The organism is Porphyromonas sp. (genome assembly GCF_030529325.1).
Classification (GTDB): Bacteria; Bacteroidota; Bacteroidia; order Bacteroidales; family Porphyromonadaceae; genus Porphyromonas_A.
The window spans coordinates 18,110-37,524 of the sequence record NZ_JAUMXC010000007.1 but is presented as its reverse complement, the minus strand read 5'-3'; the positions used below and the strand labels follow the sequence as shown (position 1 = coordinate 37,524).

At 47.1% G+C, this 19,415-nt stretch carries 11 protein-coding genes; 7 read left to right on the top strand and 4 right to left on the bottom strand.

The window, feature by feature from the left end; translation table 11 throughout:
* Positions 1-10 precede the first annotated feature (10 nt).
* From Q4A14_RS02215 to Q4A14_RS02200, 4 genes are read right to left on the bottom strand one after another with little or no spacing between them, the layout of a single operon-like run.
* Positions 11-2,767, bottom strand: coding sequence for a S8 family serine peptidase (locus Q4A14_RS02215; RefSeq protein WP_303169613.1), 2,757 nt, complete (start codon positions 2,765-2,767; stop codon positions 11-13).
* Between the two features lie 16 nt (positions 2,768-2,783).
* Positions 2,784-4,301, bottom strand: coding sequence for a BACON domain-containing carbohydrate-binding protein (locus tag Q4A14_RS02210; protein WP_303169612.1), 1,518 nt, complete (start codon positions 4,299-4,301; stop codon positions 2,784-2,786).
* Positions 4,302-4,320: 19 nt separating this feature from the next.
* Entirely contained in the window at positions 4,321-5,781 is a 1,461-nt protein-coding gene (locus tag Q4A14_RS02205; RefSeq protein WP_303169611.1) for a BACON domain-containing protein, read from the bottom strand.
* Positions 5,778-7,355 (bottom strand): BACON domain-containing carbohydrate-binding protein, encoded by a 1,578-nt coding sequence (locus Q4A14_RS02200; RefSeq protein WP_303169610.1) that lies wholly within the window; start codon positions 7,353-7,355, stop codon positions 5,778-5,780. Before Q4A14_RS02200 ends, Q4A14_RS02205 begins: the two co-directional genes overlap by 4 nt.
* 836 nt (positions 7,356-8,191) lie before the next feature.
* Here Q4A14_RS02200 and uvrA point away from each other — a divergent pair.
* The 7 genes from uvrA to Q4A14_RS02165 all read left to right on the top strand — a co-directional run bounded on the left by uvrA (position 8,192) and on the right by Q4A14_RS02165 (position 19,405).
* Positions 8,192-11,047 (top strand): excinuclease ABC subunit UvrA, encoded by a 2,856-nt coding sequence (gene uvrA, locus Q4A14_RS02195; RefSeq protein ID WP_303169608.1) that lies wholly within the window; start codon positions 8,192-8,194, stop codon positions 11,045-11,047.
* Positions 11,044-13,347: an ATP-dependent helicase gene (locus Q4A14_RS02190; protein WP_303169607.1), complete on the top strand. Its 2,304-nt coding sequence runs from the start codon at positions 11,044-11,046 to the stop codon at positions 13,345-13,347. Before uvrA ends, Q4A14_RS02190 begins: the two co-directional genes overlap by 4 nt.
* Before the next feature lie 52 nt (positions 13,348-13,399).
* On the top strand, positions 13,400-13,849 hold the full coding sequence (gene dut, locus Q4A14_RS02185; RefSeq protein WP_303169606.1) for a dUTP diphosphatase: 450 nt from the start codon (positions 13,400-13,402) through the stop codon (positions 13,847-13,849).
* A 543-nt stretch (positions 13,850-14,392) separates the two neighbouring features.
* A complete protein-coding gene (gene rsmH, locus Q4A14_RS02180; RefSeq protein WP_303169605.1) occupies positions 14,393-15,358 on the top strand; it encodes a 16S rRNA (cytosine(1402)-N(4))-methyltransferase RsmH in 966 nt (321 codons plus the stop codon).
* A gap of 26 nt (positions 15,359-15,384) precedes the next feature.
* On the top strand, positions 15,385-15,723 hold the full coding sequence (locus Q4A14_RS02175) for an FtsL-like putative cell division protein (RefSeq protein ID WP_303169604.1): 339 nt from the start codon (positions 15,385-15,387) through the stop codon (positions 15,721-15,723).
* Between the two features lie 13 nt (positions 15,724-15,736).
* The gene (locus tag Q4A14_RS02170; RefSeq protein ID WP_303169602.1) at positions 15,737-17,911 is read left to right on the top strand and encodes a penicillin-binding transpeptidase domain-containing protein; all 2,175 of its coding nucleotides are present in this window, start codon (positions 15,737-15,739) and stop codon (positions 17,909-17,911) included.
* A 24-nt stretch (positions 17,912-17,935) separates the two neighbouring features.
* Positions 17,936-19,405 (top strand): UDP-N-acetylmuramoyl-L-alanyl-D-glutamate--2,6-diaminopimelate ligase, encoded by a 1,470-nt coding sequence (locus Q4A14_RS02165; protein WP_303169600.1) that lies wholly within the window; start codon positions 17,936-17,938, stop codon positions 19,403-19,405.
* Positions 19,406-19,415 lie beyond the last annotated feature (10 nt).

Below are 19,415 nucleotides of genomic sequence, written 5' to 3'. Positions count from 1 at the left end.
ACTAGTGATGTTAGCGTTTGATGAATGATTGACGATATTCTTTACCTTCTGCTTCTACGTGCAAGATGTAAGTGCCTGTAGATAGACTACGTACATCCAGTTGGGAAACAGGTTGCCCTTCCGGAAGATTGACCGTATGATCCAAAACCTTTTCTCCTGAGGGTGTGAAGACCTTAACCAAGGCGCTTCGCAAGCGAGATGCAAAACGTATGTTCAACGTGCTACTTACCGGTGTTGGATAAATAATATGAACCAACTCATCTTGAACGACTTCCAGCTCGAGAATAGCTTTGGCTTGCATACCCTTGGGATCTGTAGCTGTAATTTCTAAGGCCGCACGACCAAGATTCGCACCTTTGACAGTCATGTTCGACTCATTTATGATAACAGCCACTGAACTACCTGCCCCGATAGTGCGTACGGAGTACTTGAGGGCATCCTTGTTGGCATCGCTGAAGTAGGTGTCAAGATCAAACTTCAGAGGTTCTGTATGCATAGGTAGATAAGCCTTTTCAAACTGCTTGATCTGCTTTGGAGCCACATTCTGATAGACTTCAAATGAGATGTCTTGCTCAACTGTTCCTCCGAGTTCGTCTGTAATAACGACCTTGATAGTATATGATCCCTGTGCTACAACTACACGGAAATGTAGCTTGAGCTCATCACCCACACGCTCCACTGTCACACCATGTGATGGACCTGCGATCTTATGAGTCCATTTGTGTCCATCAGGATCGGATACAGATAGTGTGAGATCATAAGTATCCTTGCCTGAGAGGCGAATAGCTGCATGATCGGGAACTGTGATTACCGGATTATGATTGGATAGAGTTTCTCCATCTTTGAAAGCCGGTTCACTCACATTACCCCATCTGTCGTATGCTTCGATAGCCAAATAGTAGCGAGTCTTGGGACTAAGGCCTTTTATCTGATAGTCTATTGTTTCTCCTAACTTGGCTGCACTCTTGGTAACGGTGATCTTATGTGCCTTGGCAAGTTTTTCCTTGGTCAATGGCTTTTTATCCATGTAGATATTATAACCAAATGCTTTTTGATCATCCTCATCACCGGCTACGTGCCAAGTCAGATCAAGTCCTGTATGAGTAGATGTTACCTTTTCCCAACGAACCATATCCGGAGCAGTCGTAGAGGCTTTGCCTGATATTGCAATATTGGCATCTATATATCCTACACCTAAACGTCCGGCATACTCAGGGTTCATCTCGTTGATATCCACGGATGAGATGGCAGTCTTGAGACGCTTAGTTAGTTCTTCTGCAGTGAATCCTTGACCACCAAACTTGGATACAATCAAAGCAGCAACACCGGATACATGAGGACAAGCCATCGAGGTACCCTGCATATAGCCATATTCGTTGTTTGGCAGTGTGCTGAGTACTTGACCTTTGTGTTGGTAGATGTCTCCACCCGGAGCCATGATAGTTACCCAGTCTCCACGGTTGGAGTATGGCGATACTCGGAAATCTGTACTCATTGCCGACACAGATATGACCTTTGTGTAGGCAGCGGGTGAGGCTGCATAGTCAGTACCTTCGTTACCTGCCGCAAAGATCACCACACCTCCCTTCATAGGAGAGTTAGGTAGCTGGTTTCCTTCAGTATCACATCCTGCGTTCTTAATAAAGTAGTCGATAGCTTCCTTTGTAGAGGGCGAGATTCTTGTTGTACCGGGAGTCCCCCAAGAGTTTTGGCTGATTACAGCACCATTGTCCGCTCCATACTTGATCGCTTGTGCAAAGCCACCACCCTTTATCCTTTTGTCTTTGGGGTCTATGTCAAATGTCTGACAAGACATGAGTTTCACTCCGGATCCGGCTTCACCGTTTCCTCCGGCAACACCACACACACCGATACCGTTGTTGTTGCGTGCAGCGACAGTCCCTGCTACATGTGTACCATGGTCGATGGCATTGATTGTCCCCTTTTTGAGGTAGAAGTTGTAGCCATAAACGTCATCGATATGCCCATTGCCGTCATCGTCTTTGCCTGCCACACCACGGAGTTCTGCCTCATTGATATACATATTGTCTTTAAGATCCTCGTGTTCAAAATCGATACCACCATCTACGACAGATACGATTACTTCGGACTTACCTGACTCTTTCTTCCATGCCTCGAATAGATTGATATCCGCTCCGGCCTTGGATCTGATAAGACTTCCATCGTTATGATAGTGCCATTGATTGGATAGCATAGGATCGTTCATTGGCAGTGCCGCTGTAGTGCTGATGCTCCTGAGCTGATTCATATCAAACTTGACAACCTTGGTCTGAGGGAGCTTAGGTACATATACAAGCTCTGTCGCTGTAACGCCGGATGACTTATCAGCCAACTCCATCGCTTTGTTACGTGCTGCCATAAGCTCTGCTTCCGAAACTTCGTCCTCCAAGGTGATATCATACCATAGGTGTAGACCTGCACGTCTGGTGCGTTCCTCATACTTGCCTGCGTGAGGGAAGACACGTTCCATATGCACTGCCTTGATCTCTTCAAGCAGGGGCACAGAACTTGTCTCCAGTTTGTCCGAGCCCTGCTGGTCTTTGAGTAAAAGTTCTATCCGTTCTACCTCACTATTAGCGAAACGAACACGAATGACATTAGGCAAAGCAATCTCTCTATCGTCTACAACTGTTTGTACAGCTGATTGTTCGAGGTCTTGGGTAGGAAGATCCAAATCATCCTGACGACAACTGCCTAAGGCAACTGAAGCACCAAGCAGTGTCAAAAGAATATATTTATTGTTCATTATCTTTTCTATTATATTATGGTGTAACGTCCATTGTGACAGAAGCCTTACCGGGATCTCCAGTTACCTTGATCCTATAGAAGGCGCCTGTTTCTGTGTGGGTGAAGATATGTACATCGCTATTCTTACCTACATATCTCATCTTGGACTTGGTACATAGGGACATAAACTCATTTGTGAGATAGAAGTTGCCATCTTTCTCCCAAAAGAACTTGCTCGTATCGACTTCTCTGAACTTGAGCGAAAATCCTGTGATCTTTTCCTTGCCTTGCTCTTCCGCAGATGGTTTGAGGGTGTATGTTGTCTTCTCAGGTGCAAGAGGGTTGACGGATGTGTAATAGATAGTACGAGTCTTGGAGATTGAGCTTACAGTGCCATCCTTCTTGTTGGTTACACCTCCATTGGCAGTCTCCCACTCATGAATTTTATCCTTGTCATAGCCGGTCCACCCTTCTATGTTGGAGAGACGTCCGGGGAACACCTCAAAGGTGGGATAGGCCTCTTTCTGATTGGGAAGATATGTATAGAGTAGGTAGATCTCATTACCTCCTGCCCCTAAGCCCAACTCAGCCATCATTTCCATCTTTTTATTGAAGAACTTAAACTTCTTATCATCCGGAATAAAGCCCAGATCTTCTAAATAAGCTGTAAACTCATCATACGCTTTATCCAGCTCGTAAATATCACTGTATGCATATGCTTGAGTCATCTTATCGCCGGCAAAGCGATACTCCATACGAGTAAAGAGCTTACTCTTGGTTGCAAATTTCCATAGGTCTTTGTTGACAGCTCCATAGGCTCCCGAGTTATCCCCAGGTCTACCGATGACTGTACTCTTACGAGCTTCTTCAAACTCCATGAGAGGGTCTATCGTTGTCCCAAACTTCAGGTAGGGAAGGATGATAAACATGATACCCTTTTGAGAAATCTTGACAGAAAAATAGTCTCCGGTATTGGTCTCTCTGACGAGGATATTAGCCTCTCTGTCGGGACGTTCTTCTGTTTCGGCTACTACAATCTGTATAGAACCCTTAACAAGATTAGGACGTACGCTGACCCAATCTTCAGAAGAGATGACTTCCCAGGTTTTACTGTGGGTATATACAGGTATCACAAAGGTATCTCCCCACTGATCCACCTGAAACTCGGTCTTGTCTGTAGAGATAGATCCGCCTATGCCTCCAGTGGTTGCTGCCTGCTTGACGACAACCTGTTCTGTAGTCTCGCCGGCAGTGACAATGACTGTGGCTACACGTTCATGGCCTGTGTCATTGAGTTTAGCCATTAGGTGCATTTTATTCTCAGACTTTGTGCACTCCAACCACTCTGCGGATGTAATACAGCTCCATGAATCTCGTGTAGTGGTGATATTCACATCTGCTTTTGTCGTTGTATTGTCCAGTAGGACTACGCTTTGAGATAGAGTAAGCTCTACGGAGTTATCCTCATCCGGTAGTATATCTCTGGTACACCCGTATAACCCAATGGTGAGCAGACCAATCAGGACTGTGGTATATTTAAGTAAGTGTTTCATATTATTTAATCTTCTGGAATTAGATATTACGATTGATTTGGAACTTGATCTTCACCATCTTTTTAGGAGTCTGTCCTTTCTCCGGATATGGATGCTTCACCTGCTCTACAAGCATCTCAGTCTTACGGTCCGGAGAGAGATAGCTATATCTGAGCTTGGTGTCTGAATAATAGTTGAAGGTGAACTTATCCTTACGGATAGCCTTACGAAGCTCTCTCGTGAAGTAAGTCTTTTGATTATCCGCTGTGTACATGTACCTTGGCATATTTTCATAGAAGTGGATTGCTTCAATCAATTTGCCTGATACAGAGCTAAAGTAATATACGTGTAACTCCTCTTTATCACCATCAAAAGAACGGAACACCAATCTTCTATCTTCCTTAGACAGACTGTCTATGTACTCTCTACCCAGATTCTTTTGATACGCCTTGATCTCATCGGGAGTTGTGCTGTTGATCTCTGTGTTTTCAAGAGGTAGGCCATCAATAGGCTGGGTAGCAACCTTCTCCAGAGGATAGTAGGTATAAAGCATGTGATTGGCCTTAAGTTCTGCTTCTGACTGGTGTTTTGTAGAGTAGTAGATGTTGTCCCCTTCGTGATTAAACCCTTCATCCGACAGATATCCGTAAAATTCAGCTTTTTCCTGATCGGTTGTCATCTTCTTCGTATCGAAGAATACCTGACTCCTCATGATTGTCTCATCTATATCTACGGTGTACAGTATAGTACGGAAGATGGGGCTGACCGTCTCAAATTTGTACACAGGGTTGTACTCTGTGGGAGTCTGTACAAGGTTACTGTTTCTATTGGTTTCGAAGTTTATGAGTTCTCCCTTGCTGCTCTCATAACCTGTAAAAGGAAGGATGAAATAGACCATACCTCTCTGTACGAGCTGAAACTCCTTCTTGATACCGGATGTGGTTTCTGTGACAGTCACTGTGGCATTTCTCTTGTAGCGAGAATCATTGGCAATGACTTTGATCAATAGCTGATCGTCCCTGTGTTTGGGTGTAACTTCTACCCAACTCTCACTTGACTCTGCAGTCCATGTCTCTACGTTGGTATTGACATCCACCAAGATCTCTGCTCCCCACTGATCTATGATATCAGGCTGATTGCTTAGGGCCAGAGTGATTGCAGTCCCGTGTTGTTTTACATTAAAATTATATACTTGATCTGCTGCTACTATTTGCACTGTTGTTTCTCTATACTGAGCTTCGGTATTGGCGGAGACAGACAATACTATTTCACGACCTGATGCCTTGGCTTGCAACCAAGAGCTTTTGGAGAAACAGGTCCACTCTTGTACATTGGTTTGTACAGATACACGGTGCTCTGTAGCTTCTGCAGGTAGAGTCAGAGTCTCTTGCTGAGACACAACCAATTCTGTTTTTTGTCTTGATGGAGATACCTGCTCGTCTCTACATGAAGTAATACATAGAGATAGGGCTACAAGGATTGCTATTATATAATATTTCATAGCTCTACGTTTGTAATGTTAGTACTGATCATGTTATTTGACTCTGTTGCTCCCATTGCCTGTGAGGTGCCGGTTATTTTCTCCGGTGTCGGACCGAAGTTTACACGCAGCAATCTACGAGGACCCAACACGATACTTTTGATGGCTACCTCTACTTTCTTAGTTTTATTTTTGAAGTAGTAGCTTCTGTTACCGGGGTAGAAGTACATAAACTCAAAGCCCTCGCGTTCCAACAATGCCTTGAACTCATTGGTCAAATACTCCATACCTCCGTATCTGTATAGACCTAACTCATGACTTATGTAGAGATATAAATATCCATTTAATATGAATTTCTTTGTCTCGGGAGTATCTCCAACCTTGTCAAAGAAGTATCCTCTGGCATAGAATGGATTCTCGGCAAAAAAGATTGGAGTCCCAAGTGCTGCAGAAAAGTCTTCATCGTACTTGCCACCATTGGCTTTTTCCCAATCTCCAACTTCTTTGCTGGTAGCTTCTCCAAATCTCAGCATGCCTGTATCGAATTTAGAGAGTGTAGGCATAGGACCGGGTTGCTCTACGATGGGACGACAGAATATGATCGATACATCTCTCTTCTCTACTTTGTCAAGGGTCGTATATATCGACATATCAATTTTCTTCTCCTTATGGACATATAGTAACAAGCCTTTGGTACGTCCATCCAATGGCGTAATACGCTCAAAACCTTCACTTAGTAGGAACTCATGAAATTCATTAGTGTAAGGGACAGTTTTGTCTCCTATTACCGTGGTAGCTTGCAGCATATCACTGCCGTAGTCTTCAAACTCGTACCTTACACGCTGGAAAACTTTACTTACGCTGAAGAAGGTATAGTCTTTGACACCGAGATTGGGGTTGGGTGTGCCTGCCAATTTACTCTTACGAGCAAGCTCTCTCTTCTGTACACTTGCGAAGTCTGTGCCCCAGTCTGAGAAGGGGAGGAAGAAGTGTAGCTTGCCATTTTGCTTGACTTTGATGGTTTTGATCCGGTCATTGGCTGATATCGCTATCTCTGCCGTACGGGCATCTGTGGTTTCATTGGCTTTGACTTTCACGACAAGCTCACCGACTCGAGGACGAGCGATGGTCTCTATCCAGTCTTCTGACGGATTGTTTACAGTCCATTCGGTACTGTTAGACTTGAGTATAAGTCTCATTTGTCCCTCTTCTTCTGCAAACGTGATCTCTGCCGGATCTGTTTCCACTATCAGGGTAGGATAGCCTTCCTGCTCTATCTGTAGAGCCTTTTTGATGCCGGAGGAAACGACCAGAACTTGGGCTTTGCGTACATTAAGAGTTTCATTAGGTCTTGCGTTGAGCACAAGATAGTCTCCTGCCTGTCTGGCTTCCAGCCAGTCCGCATTACTTGTGGTGGCCCATTGCCCCTGACTCGAACTTACTGCGATGATCTTCTCGCCGGTGCCGGATTCCAGTCTTATCACTTCATCAGCATCTACCTTGAGCCAAGATGAAGTGTCAATACTGTCTTTCCGGCATGAGGATAGGAGTAATAAACAACTCAATATCCCCAAAAAGAATACAGATGTTTTCATTTCATAGATATTATTTTAGTGTCAAAAATGGTGTCAAGTATAAGACGCTCAGCATCAAGACATATGTCTGAAAGCATATTGCGAGGTTTATTTTATTGGCTAAATAGTGGTTGATTTTTTTAGGTTATAGTTTAAATTGTTTTCATACTTAGAGTATAATGTTACTATTCTGATGAGTGTTTTTGGGACGCTCTGTTCAAATTCTGTTTCCGCTATGGTAACGATCGGCGCAAAGTTGTTGAAAATATTTTGGCTTGTCAAGGGTAATTTGGTTAAAATTGGTCATTTTGTTTGGTTTTTAACTTCTGTCTTTCTTTATCCTTTCTGTTGTGTGTGGAAAAATGGTTTCAAATATTAAAAATGAGTTTTCCCAAAAGTGGAGGTGCCCTCTGAGGGCAAGCAGGAGTACGTTGGCTTCAATTTTTCTTTTCTGGCGCACGACAAGATGCTTTCTGTCCTACACCATAAAGTCTTCCGATTGGGGAATGTCGAGATATCCTTTCAATGTCTGAAAATGCTCGATGTCAGTTGGATGTTTTTGCCGGAATATGTTTCTTTTTGGTCTCTCCCTACTGACAGTTTTTTTAGTAGACTTTGCTTTGTGGAGAGGATGAAAAAAGGTTGTCTAACTTGACGCAACAAGTTAGACAACTTAATTCATCAAGTTAGACACATTAATTTCGAGGGTTCTTTACCTCGTGATGTGGGGTAGGATCATGTGTCCTTTTTCCGATGAAAAAACACAGCGATGACGGAAAATGGTGGGCGAAAAATGAGTATATTTGCGTTTCACCCACACGCCAATGGTGGAGGTGTGGGGAGAGACTTTGGGGATAATGGATATTAAAGATAATCAACATCATAAAGAGTGTATCTCGGTGCAGGGTGCCCGGGTGCACAATCTCAAAAATATCAATGTGGACTTGCCTCGTAATGCCCTCTGTGTCATGACCGGGCTCAGTGGTAGTGGGAAGTCTTCGCTTGCCTTTGACACTATTTTTGCCGAGGGTAACCGTCGTTATATAGAGACGTTCTCGTCCTATGCTCGTGGCTTCCTTGGGGGATTGGAGCGTCCCGATGTGGACAAGATCACGGGGCTGAGTCCGGTAATCTCCATCGAACAAAAGACAACCAACAAAAATCCCCGAAGTACCGTGGGGACGACAACAGAGATCTACGACTTCTTACGTCTCCTTTATGCACGTACAGCCACTGCTTATTCGCCTGCCACGGGGGAAGCCATGATAAGATTTACTGAAGAGGATATCGTCTCGGGGATACTTCGTGACTTCGAGGGAAAGCGTATTTATATCCTTGCGCCCATTGTCAAGGATCGTAAGGGACACTATCGCGAACTTCTCGAAAAGATGCGGAAGCGTGGATTTATCCAAGTCCGTGTCGATGGTGAGATGATCGATCTCGTACCGGGGCTTGCTTTGTCCCGATACAAGACCCACAGGGTCGAAGTCTTGGTGGACAAGCTCAAAGTCGATGCCGGTAGCCACGAGCGTGTGCGAGAGAGTGTACGCATGGCTTTGAGGATCGGCAAGGATCTGATCCTTGTCATCGACTTCGATACGCCTGATAAGGGGCGTTACTTCAGTTGCAGTCTGATGTGTCCTGTGTCGGGGACAGCTTTTCCGGATCCGGCTCCGCATACATTTTCGTTCAACGCCCCACAGGGTAGTTGCCCGAAGTGCAAGGGGCTGGGGACTGTGCCCACTCCGGACATGAAAAAGATCATCCCGGATGACAAACTGAGTGTCGCAGGTGGAGCTTTGGCACCGCTGGGGAAGTTCAAAAACAACATGATATTCAACCAACTCCGTGCCATAGCGGAGCACCACGGATACGCCATAGATGATCCGATATCCGAGTATCCTGAGGAACTCATGGATGATATCCTCAACGGGGTGGACTATACTTTGAGGGTCAAAAACGATAGTGGTCAGTGGGAGCGCTTGTTCAGTTACTCGGGACTTACGGAGTACATCAAGGAGATAGCCGAACAGTCGGAGTCGGCTTCGGCTCAGAAGTGGGCGGAGCAGTTCAACACCTATGCCCGGTGCCCTTCGTGTCACGGTAAGAGGTTGGGACAAGAGCCGCTCTCCTATAAGATCGGGGGAAAAGACATCATCGAAGTCACAGAGATGTCTCTGCCTGACTTCAAACAGTGGGCGATGACAGTGCCGGATCTTGTCGATCCGAAGCGTAAGACCGTAGCCAAGGAGATCATCAAGGAGATAGTATCGCGTACGGACTTCCTCCTTGATGTGGGATTGCATTATCTGACCTTGTCCCGTTCGACCGGAAGTCTGTCGGGCGGAGAGACACAGCGCATCCGCCTGGCAACTCAGATAGGCAGTAGGCTTGTCAATGTCCTTTACATCCTTGACGAACCAAGCATCGGTCTCCATCAGAGGGATAACATCAAGCTCATCCATTCGCTCAAACAGCTTCGTGATCAGGGGAATACCCTCATCGTGGTGGAGCATGACAAGGACATGATGCTTGAGGCAGATTATGTCGTAGACCTTGGTCCCGGTGCAGGACGCAAGGGCGGGCAGGTCGTCTTCGAGGGGACTCCGGACAAGATGAAGGATGCCGATACCCTTACGGCAAAGTACCTGAGGGGCGAGAAGGAGATCGAAGTGCCCGAGGCGCGTCGTAAAGGCAACGAGCATCGTCTCGAACTCATAGGTGCGACGGGGAACAACCTCAAAGGGGATACCCTCTCCATCCCTCTTGGTACACTGACTTGTATCACAGGGGTGTCGGGGAGTGGTAAGTCTTCGCTTATCAATGATACGTTGTATCCGGCTCTAAGCAAGCACTTCTACCGATCGTTGGCTCAGCCGTTGCCTTATGAAGACTTGAAAGGACTTGAGTACATAGACAAGGTCGTGGCGGTGGATCAGTCACCTATCGGGCGTATGCCTCGAAGCAATCCGGCAACATACATAGGAGTATTTACGGATATCCGCAACCTCTTTGTCGAAACACCGGAGAGCCGTATGCGTGCATACAAACCGGGACGTTTCTCATTCAATGTCAAAGGGGGACGATGCGAGACGTGCAAGGGGAATGGTTACAAGAGGATCGAGATGAACTTCCTGCCCGATGTGTTTGTACCTTGTGAGACGTGCAAAGGGATGCGTTACAACCGTGAGACACTTGAGGTCAGATTCAAAGGCAAGTCCATCGCGGATGTCCTTGAAATGACGGTGAATATGGCGGTGGAGTTCTTCGAAAACATCCCACACATCCTCGGTAAGATCAAGACTTTGCAGGATGTGGGACTGGGATATATCAAGTTGGGACAGCCATCATCTACTCTTTCGGGTGGGGAGTGCCAGCGTATCAAGTTGGCAGCGGAGCTCTCCAAACGTGATACGGGTAAGACCCTTTATGTCCTTGATGAGCCGACAACAGGCCTTCACTTCGAAGACATCCGAATGCTGATGAATATCCTCAACAGACTTGTGGACAGAGGGAACACCGTCGTTGTTATCGAGCACAATATGGATGTGATCAAGGTCTCCGATCATCTTATAGATATAGGGCCGGAGGGTGGTCAAGGTGGCGGACGGATCATCTTTGAGGGCACACCTGAGCAAATGCTGGAGTCTACCGTGGGTTATACCGCCGAATACTTGCGCCGTGAACTCTTCCCCAAAACAAAGAAGAAATGATCTCGATAGAAGAATTACTGGATTGTCTCAACGACGAACAACGGGCTGCCGTCCTCTACAACGAGGGTAACAGCCTCATCCTTGCCGGTGCAGGTTCGGGCAAGACAAGGGTGCTCACGACCAAGATTGCGTATCTCCTTACCCAAGGTTATGTCCCCTCTCAGATACTTGCCCTCACGTTTACGAACAAGGCTGCGGGAGAGATGCGTGAGCGTATCGGTTCGATGATAGGGGATGACTTTGCCCGTTATCTCTGGATGGGGACATTTCACTCCATCTTTGCCCGATTACTGAGGCGTTATGCCCCCTTGCTCGGGTACAGTGACAACTATACTATCTACGACTCCGCCGATAGTAAAGCTCTCATCAAGATGATTCTGAAGGAGATGGCTCTTGATGAGAAATTTTATGAGCCGAAGAGGATCATTTCTCTCATCTCAAACGTAAAGAATGAAGGGGTCATGCCTGACCGGGTGGCTCAGGATCAACAGGCAATGAACTACTTCACTATCAAAAAGATTTCTCGTTTCCCGGAGGTCTACTCGGCTTATGTTTCTCGCTGTCATAGAGCCAATGCAATGGATTTTGATGACTTGTTGCTCAATATGTATCGCCTCCTGTCACAGCATGAGATCGTGAGGAATGAGATGCACGAGAGGTTCAAGTACATCCTCGTGGACGAGTACCAAGATACCAACAGAGTGCAGGACAAGATCGTCAAGCTCCTCAAGGGCGAGGGTACACGTGTCTGTGTCGTGGGTGATGATGCTCAGAGCATCTATTCATTTCGTGGAGCTGTCATCGACAACATCCTCAACTTCAAGCGTAATTTTCCCGATGCTGTCCTTCTCAAGCTCACAAAGAACTACCGTTCGACAGGTACGATAGTCAATCTGGCAGGTAAGCTCATCGAGAAAAACTCCAAGCGTATACCAAAAGTCGTCGAGGCTGTGGCAGAAGAGGGGAACAGAGTGGGGCTTATCAGTTCTTTCACTGCGCAAGTCGAAGCTCAAACTATTGCTGCCAAGATCTTTGCTCTTATCAAAAACAAAGGTGTCTCTCCCGAAGATATTGCCGTACTCTACCGCACAAACGCACAAAGCCGACTCATAGAGGATAATCTCCGCATGTTCGGAGTCCCTTATCGCATCTATGGAGGTCTGTCTTTCTTTGATCGTAAAGAGGTCAAAGATGTCCTCGCCTACTTGCGTCTTGTTGTCAATCCTAACGATGATGAAGCCTTTCGTCGAGTGCACAATACTCCGACAAGAGGTATTGGAGCAACGACATTCGCTGCGGTATCTGCTCTTGCTCTCAAGTATGACAAGAGCTGCATGCAGGTGGCTTCGGATCCTCTCCTCCTCCAAGAAAGTCTCAAGTCGGCTGCCATCAAGCATCTATCTGCCTTTGTCAGCCTCATCGAGACGATGCGTTCACGCAAGGATGAACTATCTGCCGATGCCTACCTCAAGTATGTCATACATACCAGCGGAATCCCTACCATGTATAGTGACGGCAGTGTAGAGGCAGAGGGTAAACTTGAGAATATCGACGAACTCCTTAATGCGCTCTCCGAGTACATGCGCAGTAAGTCCGATGAAGGGGATGATACTCCTACGATCGAAGATTTTGTCCGCGAGATGGCTCTCTTTACCGATCGTGATGCAGTCGAGGATGATGACAGCCCCAAGGTGACCCTGATGACGATGCACGCCTCCAAAGGGCTTGAGTTCCCTCATGTTTACATAGTGGGGCTCGAAGAAGGCCTCATCCCATCCGGTCGAAGCGACTCCGAGGCAAGTATCGAAGAAGAGCGTCGCCTCCTCTACGTTGCAATCACGAGAGCCAAAGAGGCTTGTACCCTATCCTTTGCAAGAGAGCGAATGATCCATGGGCAGACCAATATCAGTTCTCCCAGCAGGTTTATCTTCGATCTTGATCCCTTGTATGTGGAGGATTATACCGGGATACTTCGGAGTAAGCAACGCTCTACCCGTCTTCCTTCGGGCGATCGCAAGCCGTCCTCACCCTCTTCAACTTCCGATCCTGCGCCCAAGCGAATGACTCGCATCATCCGCAAGTCTTCCGCTACCAAGGCCGAGGACGAACTTGATACGATCATGAGCGAAGTGGATGGGATGGACTTCAAAAAGGGCGATCATGTATATCACGATCGTTTCGGGAGAGGTCTTGTAGAGGGCTTTAGCAACAGTTTTTCAGGCATCAAGGTGCATGTCGATTTTGAAGAAGAGGGCAAGAAAGTCCTCATTGCCAAGTTTGCCCGCTTACGTCCCGAGTAAAATCCAACGAACAGCCATAACAACTCACAGTCGATACATTATTTCTCAACCTATGCAAGACAATAAAGTCACCGTCAAGATCATCAACGAAAGTCCGTATTCACTCCCTGCTTATGCCACTATTGCCTCCGCGGGTATGGATGTCTATGCTCATATCTCCGAGCCCGTGACCCTTGGCTCTCTCGAGCGACAAGCCATACCGACAGGACTGTTCATCTCTCTGCCTGTGGGATATGAGATGCAACTGCGTCCCCGAAGCGGTTGGGCACTCAAGCACGGACTCACACTCCTCAATACCCCGGGTACAATCGATGCGGATTACCGAGGAGAAATCAAGGTCATCCTTGCCAATGTGTCTTCCGAACCATTCACCATTCAGCCCGGTGATCGCATCTGTCAGATGGTGCTCGCGCGTCATGCTCAAGTTGAGTGGCAAGAAGTGGATGTCCTCGATGCTACCGAGCGTGGAGCGGGCGGATTCGGGCACACCGGAAAGAAATAAAAGATACTTCTCTAAGGAAGAAAGTTCGGACACAGTCAGGGGTGTTCGGACTTTTTTGTGTCATGCCTCCGGCTCTGAGCACGGTAGTCTCTGCAGGTTTCTTTTTCTTTGGAGATAATGCTCTTATTCTCTGTTTGTTGAGATGAAAAATTGTCAGGAGCATTCTCTTCTGTTTTGATCGCTGATGGCGAGATGCAGCAACAGGTGTGTAACCTTCGAAATCAATGTGTCTAACTTGATGAATGAAGTTGTCTAACTTGTTGCATCAAGTTAGACAACCTTTTTTTCGGATGCCGAGAGACTGTCGGAGCAGCTCTCTGATTCTCTAATTCGCGACATCGGAACAATGGCGATAGTCCTTGATGTAAATCCGGCAAAAAGTGGAACCTTCAATAAACTCATGAGTCTTGCATATGAGATGCGTCATGTGAAATCCGAACATCAAAAATATCGCAGCATAAGTATTATTCTATAACGGATAATGTGTATCTTTATCGCTGACTAAGTATTTATCCCTATCAAACATATTTTGACGCCCTGATCATGGCGAAAAGCAAAAAGAAATCTTCGACCAAAACCTCTGAAGAGCGTATTGTCATAGCCGGTTGTTACCACATCCCTGTCCTCCTGCATGAGAGCGTGGATGCCCTCGATATACGCCCCGACGGCATATATATAGATACCACACATGGCGGTGGCGGACACAGTCGGGAGATACTCAGCAGATTAGGTGAGGGTGGGAGACTGTTTGGGGTAGATAGGGATCTCGATGCGCTCGACAACTGCACCATTGACGACGAACGCTTCACTTTTGTACGGTCCAATTTCCGACATATAGCTCACTTCATGGACTACTATGGGGTAGACAAAGTGGATGGCATACTTGCCGATCTGGGTGTATCGTCGCACCATTTGGATGATGAGGAGAGAGGATTTTCGTTCAGATTTGATGCTCCCATCGATATGCGTATGAATCAGGCCGGTGGGCGTACAGCTGCAATGCTGATCAAGGAAACTGAGGTGGGGGAACTTGCGAGGATACTCAAGACCTATGGCGAGGTCAAAGGTTCGTACAAAATAGCATCTTTACTCAAGGAGGCTGACGCGGCAGGCGAACTCTCCACGATAGCAGATATGCTTGAGGCGATCCGACCGGTGTGTCCCCCTCATGACAAGAAGAACCTGGCAAGGATATTCCAGGCTCTCCGTATCGCGGTAAATGAAGAGATAGACGCTCTCCGAGAACTGCTTGAAGTCTCTGTGGAGCTACTGCGTCCCGGGGGACGTCTGTCTGTGATCACATACCACTCTCTCGAGGATCGCCCGGTCAAGAACTTCATCCGAACGGGCAATATCGACGGCATGCGACATACAGATGTCTTCGGAGCTGTCATCTCTCCGATGGAGCCTCTCGGGAGTAAGCCTATATTGCCCTCTGCCGAAGAGATAGCGGCGAATCCCCGCTCGAGGAGTGCAAAACTCCGTATAGGGGTGCGTAAGGAGGATTGAGAAAACACAACAAAACAGGTAAAGATATGGCAATCGAAAATACCGGAACGGAAAAGGCCAAGAAGCTATGGCGCTATCTGGGGGGAGAGTTCCTCAGTGACGGTTTTCAGGTGCAAAATCTGAAATGGATCGTTGCGGCCACCATACTTGCGCTTGTCCTCATCGCCAACAATTATACGGCAATACGTAAACTAAGAAAAATCAACAACCTGAAGAGGGAGATCACAGACTTGAGGATGGAAGAGGTCTCCATATCTTCCACGCTCATGGGTGCAACACGCATATCTGCCATAGAGGAAAGAGTCAAGGAGGAAAACCTTGAGATATCCATACCCAAGACACCACCTATCATCATCGAAAAGTAATACTACTGACGTCATGGAAAGTCAAAGAGAGAAAGATCGCAAATTGGAGATACTCACAGAGCGGAGTAAGTTTGCCTCTATCGCTTATATGTTGATAGGGGTCGTTGTTGTGTTGTCAGCGATAGTTGTCTTTGTTTCTACCTTTGGGGTTGCCGTGACGAGTGCAGGGTACTGGAGGGAGTTGGACACTCAGTCTCGATTGCCCGATGCCTATGCTCCGGCTTCTCGGGGAAATATCTACTCCGACAATGGGACAGCCCTTGCGATAAGCATCCCCAAGTACACGGTACGTATGGACTTTGGGGCTAAAGGGATAGTGGACTCTACTTTCATGAACAACCTCGATGCTCTTGCCAAGGAGTTATCAAACTACTTTGGTAACAAAAGCAAAGCGACATATAAGAACGAGCTGCTATCTGCATACAAAGCCAAGAAGAGAGCATACCGTCTCTTGCCCTTTGAGATCACACACACGCAACTTAAAGCACTGAAACAAATGCCTTTTCTCTCTATACCCAACCGAAATAAGTCGGGGATGGTGGTAGAGATGGTTGTAAGACGTGAAAAGCCGTTCAACACCATGGCTTCTCGCACCATCGGCAACCTCGAGCAGGATGTGGACAGCCTCAAAAGAACGCACGGCAGCAGCGGTCTTGAACTTGCGTTTGACTCTCTGCTGTGTGGTACTCCCGGTGTGGACATGAGACGATACATCGGAGGTACGACCATACGTATAGCCAAAGTAAGCCCCATAGATGGGGTGGATGTCCACACGACAATCAACGTGGGGATACAAGACATCACGGAGAGGAGTCTGCGCGAAATGCTTGTGGAAGTAGATGCGGACTGGGGATGTGCCATAGTAATGGATGTCAAGACGGGTGAGATCAAGGCCTTGTCCAACCTCGACCGCATACGTGAGGGTGTATACGCTGAGAAGACCAACCACGCTTTGGCCGACTTGCTTGAGCCGGGTTCGACCATCAAAGTGCCTTCGATCATGGCTGCACTTGAGGAGGGGAGTTGTTCTCCAAGCGATTCCATAGAGACGGGCAACGGGCTCTACAACTATGGCGGACGTGTCGTAAGAGATCACAATGCACACAAGGGTGGATATGGTAGGATATCTGTGGCTCAGTCTATCCATTACTCTTCCAACGTAGGTGTCGTGAAGACGATATTGAAGGCATTTGAGAAGGATAAAAAGAAGTTTATAGAGCATTTGGACAAAATGTCTCTTTTTGAGCCTATAGAGCTTGAAATACCGGGAACAGCCAAAGCTCGTATCCAGAGGGATGTGAGCCGGTGGTCGAGGACTTCGATGGCATGGATGTCGTTCGGGTACGAGTCCATGGTACCTCCGATATATATATGTCGTTTTTACAATGCCATAGCCAACGACGGAAAGATGATGGAGCCTTTTATCGTGTCTGCGATAAAGGATAAAAACAAAGTCATCTCGGAGCACAAGCCCAAGGTGGTCAATAAGAAAATAGCTTCCTCCAAAACCATCAAACAGATGAAAGAAATGCTCAGGGGAGTGGTGACTTCGGGAACGGGTAAAGATGCTGATTCAAAACATGTGGACATAGCGGGAAAGACGGGTACAGCCCAGCGCTCGAGCGGTGCGGGAGGTTATGGAAATGCGGGACACAATGTGTCGTTCTGCGGCTTTTTCCCTTATGAGAAGCCCAAGTACACTTGTATGGTCACCGTGAGCAGACCTCGCAATGGTTATCCTTCGGGAGGACGTATAGCCGGAGGGGTGGTGCGTAACATCGCCGAGCAGATATTTGCCACAACCATGAGTATGGATATCAAGGAATTGACTCCGGACTCTACCGCACATTTCAACATCGCCATACATGGAGGCTCTCGGGCAGCGGTCAAGCACGCATCGGATATTTCCGGTGTCTCCCTGCACAACAGTAGTGGTAGTGGAGATTGGTTCAGCGTCAACCAGAATGCTGAGCAGAGGAAGGGGCTCAATGACTTCAATGCCTTCGACCCTGAAAAAGGTGTCGTGCCTAACTTGCTTGGGGTGTCCTCGACCGACGCCATATTCATAGCTGAAAGGGCGGGACTCAAGGTATCCATCACCGGGCATGGTGGGGCTGTGGCTCAGCAGTCTCTCCGTGCGGGCCAGACATTCAGCGGTCATCCGATCATTACACTAAGACTACACTGATACTTATCTGAAATATAACCACATATGATACTTAGCCAATTACTCAAAGGTGTCTCGCACGAACAACTCGGCAATGCCTCAAATGTAGAAATAAAAAAGATAACGAGTGACTCTCGGAAAGTCGGAAAAGGAGACCTTTTTGTCGCAATAAAGGGGACAATCACCGACGGACACAATTATATCGATCAGGCAATAAACTCTGGTGCTGCTGCTATCCTTTGTGAGGAGTTTCCAGAGGAACAAGTCGAAGGGGTCGCATACATCCGTACCGAACACACCGATGTCATCCTCGGAGACCTTGCGGCAAACTATTATGATCACCCTTCGGAAAAGCTCAAACTCATAGGAGTAACGGGCACCAATGGGAAAACTACGATAGCTACATTGCTGTACCGTCTATTCAAAGGATTGGGGCATAAAGTCGGTCTCATATCGACAGTTTGCATATATATCAACGATGAAATAAGGGAGTCTGAGAGGACCACGCCTGATGCGTTGACTCTGCAAGGTATCCTGGCAGAGATGGTCGAGGCAGGATGTCAATATGCTTTCATGGAGGTTTCGTCACATGCAGTCTGTCAGCACCGCGTAGGTGGCACGGTTTTCGTCGGAGGTATATTTACCAATATCACACACGATCATCTCGACTATCATGGTACGTTCCTGAACTACCTTAGAGCGAAGCAAGGCTTTTTTGACTCTCTCGGTAAGGAAGCCTTTGCTCTCACAAACATTGACGAAACCAATGGAAGTGTCATGGTACAAAACAGTAAGGCCACGATCCATACGTATGCTTTGAAGCGAGATGCAGACTTCAAGGGTAGGATACTTGAGCAACATCTCGAAGGTACAGATATGCTCTTTGGCAACTCTCAGGTGTTTACACACTTTGTCGGTAATTTCAATGCATACAATCTCTTGGCTGTCTACGGTACTGCCGTCCTTCTTGGAGCAGACAAAGAGGAGGTCCTCTGTCTCATGAGTGATCTGAGACCTGTCGATGGACGTTTTCAGACCATCTTGTCTCCAAAAGGTTACGTAGCAGTTGTGGACTATGCACATACTCCCGATGCTCTTGAAAATGTCCTTACGACACTTACGGACCTGACGAGCAACACGGGTGGACGACTCATCACCGTTGTTGGATGTGGCGGTAATAGAGATATAAGCAAACGTCCCGTAATGGCTGCCATAGGTGCTAAGCATAGTCAGCTGCTTATCTTGACTTCTGATAATCCTCGTGATGAAGATCCTGTCGAGATCATCCGACAGATGCAGGAAGGTCTCGATGCAGAAGCAGCTGCTCGTACCCTCAGTATCACTGATAGACGAGAAGCGATCCGCACAGCCTGCACCATGGCTCTCCCCAAGGATATAATCCTCATCGCGGGTAAGGGACATGAGACCTATCAAGAGATCAAGGGTGTGAAGACTCACTTCTCAGATTTTGAGATAGTTAATGAGATTACGCAGACAGAAAAACCTTTATCATAACATATTTATA

Excerpts from the sequence above, each read along its gene's own strand:
- Q4A14_RS02215 (WP_303169613.1), bottom strand. The coding sequence starts at position 2,767 with ATGAACAATAAATATATTCTTTTGACACTGCTTGGTGCTTCAGTTGCC.
- Q4A14_RS02210 (WP_303169612.1), bottom strand. The coding sequence starts at position 4,301 with ATGAAACACTTACTTAAATATACCACAGTCCTGATTGGTCTGCTCACC.
- Q4A14_RS02205 (WP_303169611.1), bottom strand. The coding sequence starts at position 5,781 with ATGAAATATTATATAATAGCAATCCTTGTAGCCCTATCTCTATGTATT.
- Q4A14_RS02200 (WP_303169610.1), bottom strand. The coding sequence starts at position 7,355 with ATGAAAACATCTGTATTCTTTTTGGGGATATTGAGTTGTTTATTACTC.
- uvrA (WP_303169608.1), top strand. The coding sequence starts at position 8,192 with ATGGATATTAAAGATAATCAACATCATAAAGAGTGTATCTCGGTGCAG.
- Q4A14_RS02190 (WP_303169607.1), top strand. The coding sequence starts at position 11,044 with ATGATCTCGATAGAAGAATTACTGGATTGTCTCAACGACGAACAACGG.
- dut (WP_303169606.1), top strand. The coding sequence starts at position 13,400 with ATGCAAGACAATAAAGTCACCGTCAAGATCATCAACGAAAGTCCGTAT.
- rsmH (WP_303169605.1), top strand. The coding sequence starts at position 14,393 with ATGGCGAAAAGCAAAAAGAAATCTTCGACCAAAACCTCTGAAGAGCGT.
- Q4A14_RS02175 (WP_303169604.1), top strand. The coding sequence starts at position 15,385 with ATGGCAATCGAAAATACCGGAACGGAAAAGGCCAAGAAGCTATGGCGC.
- Q4A14_RS02170 (WP_303169602.1), top strand. The coding sequence starts at position 15,737 with ATGGAAAGTCAAAGAGAGAAAGATCGCAAATTGGAGATACTCACAGAG.
- Q4A14_RS02165 (WP_303169600.1), top strand. The coding sequence starts at position 17,936 with ATGATACTTAGCCAATTACTCAAAGGTGTCTCGCACGAACAACTCGGC.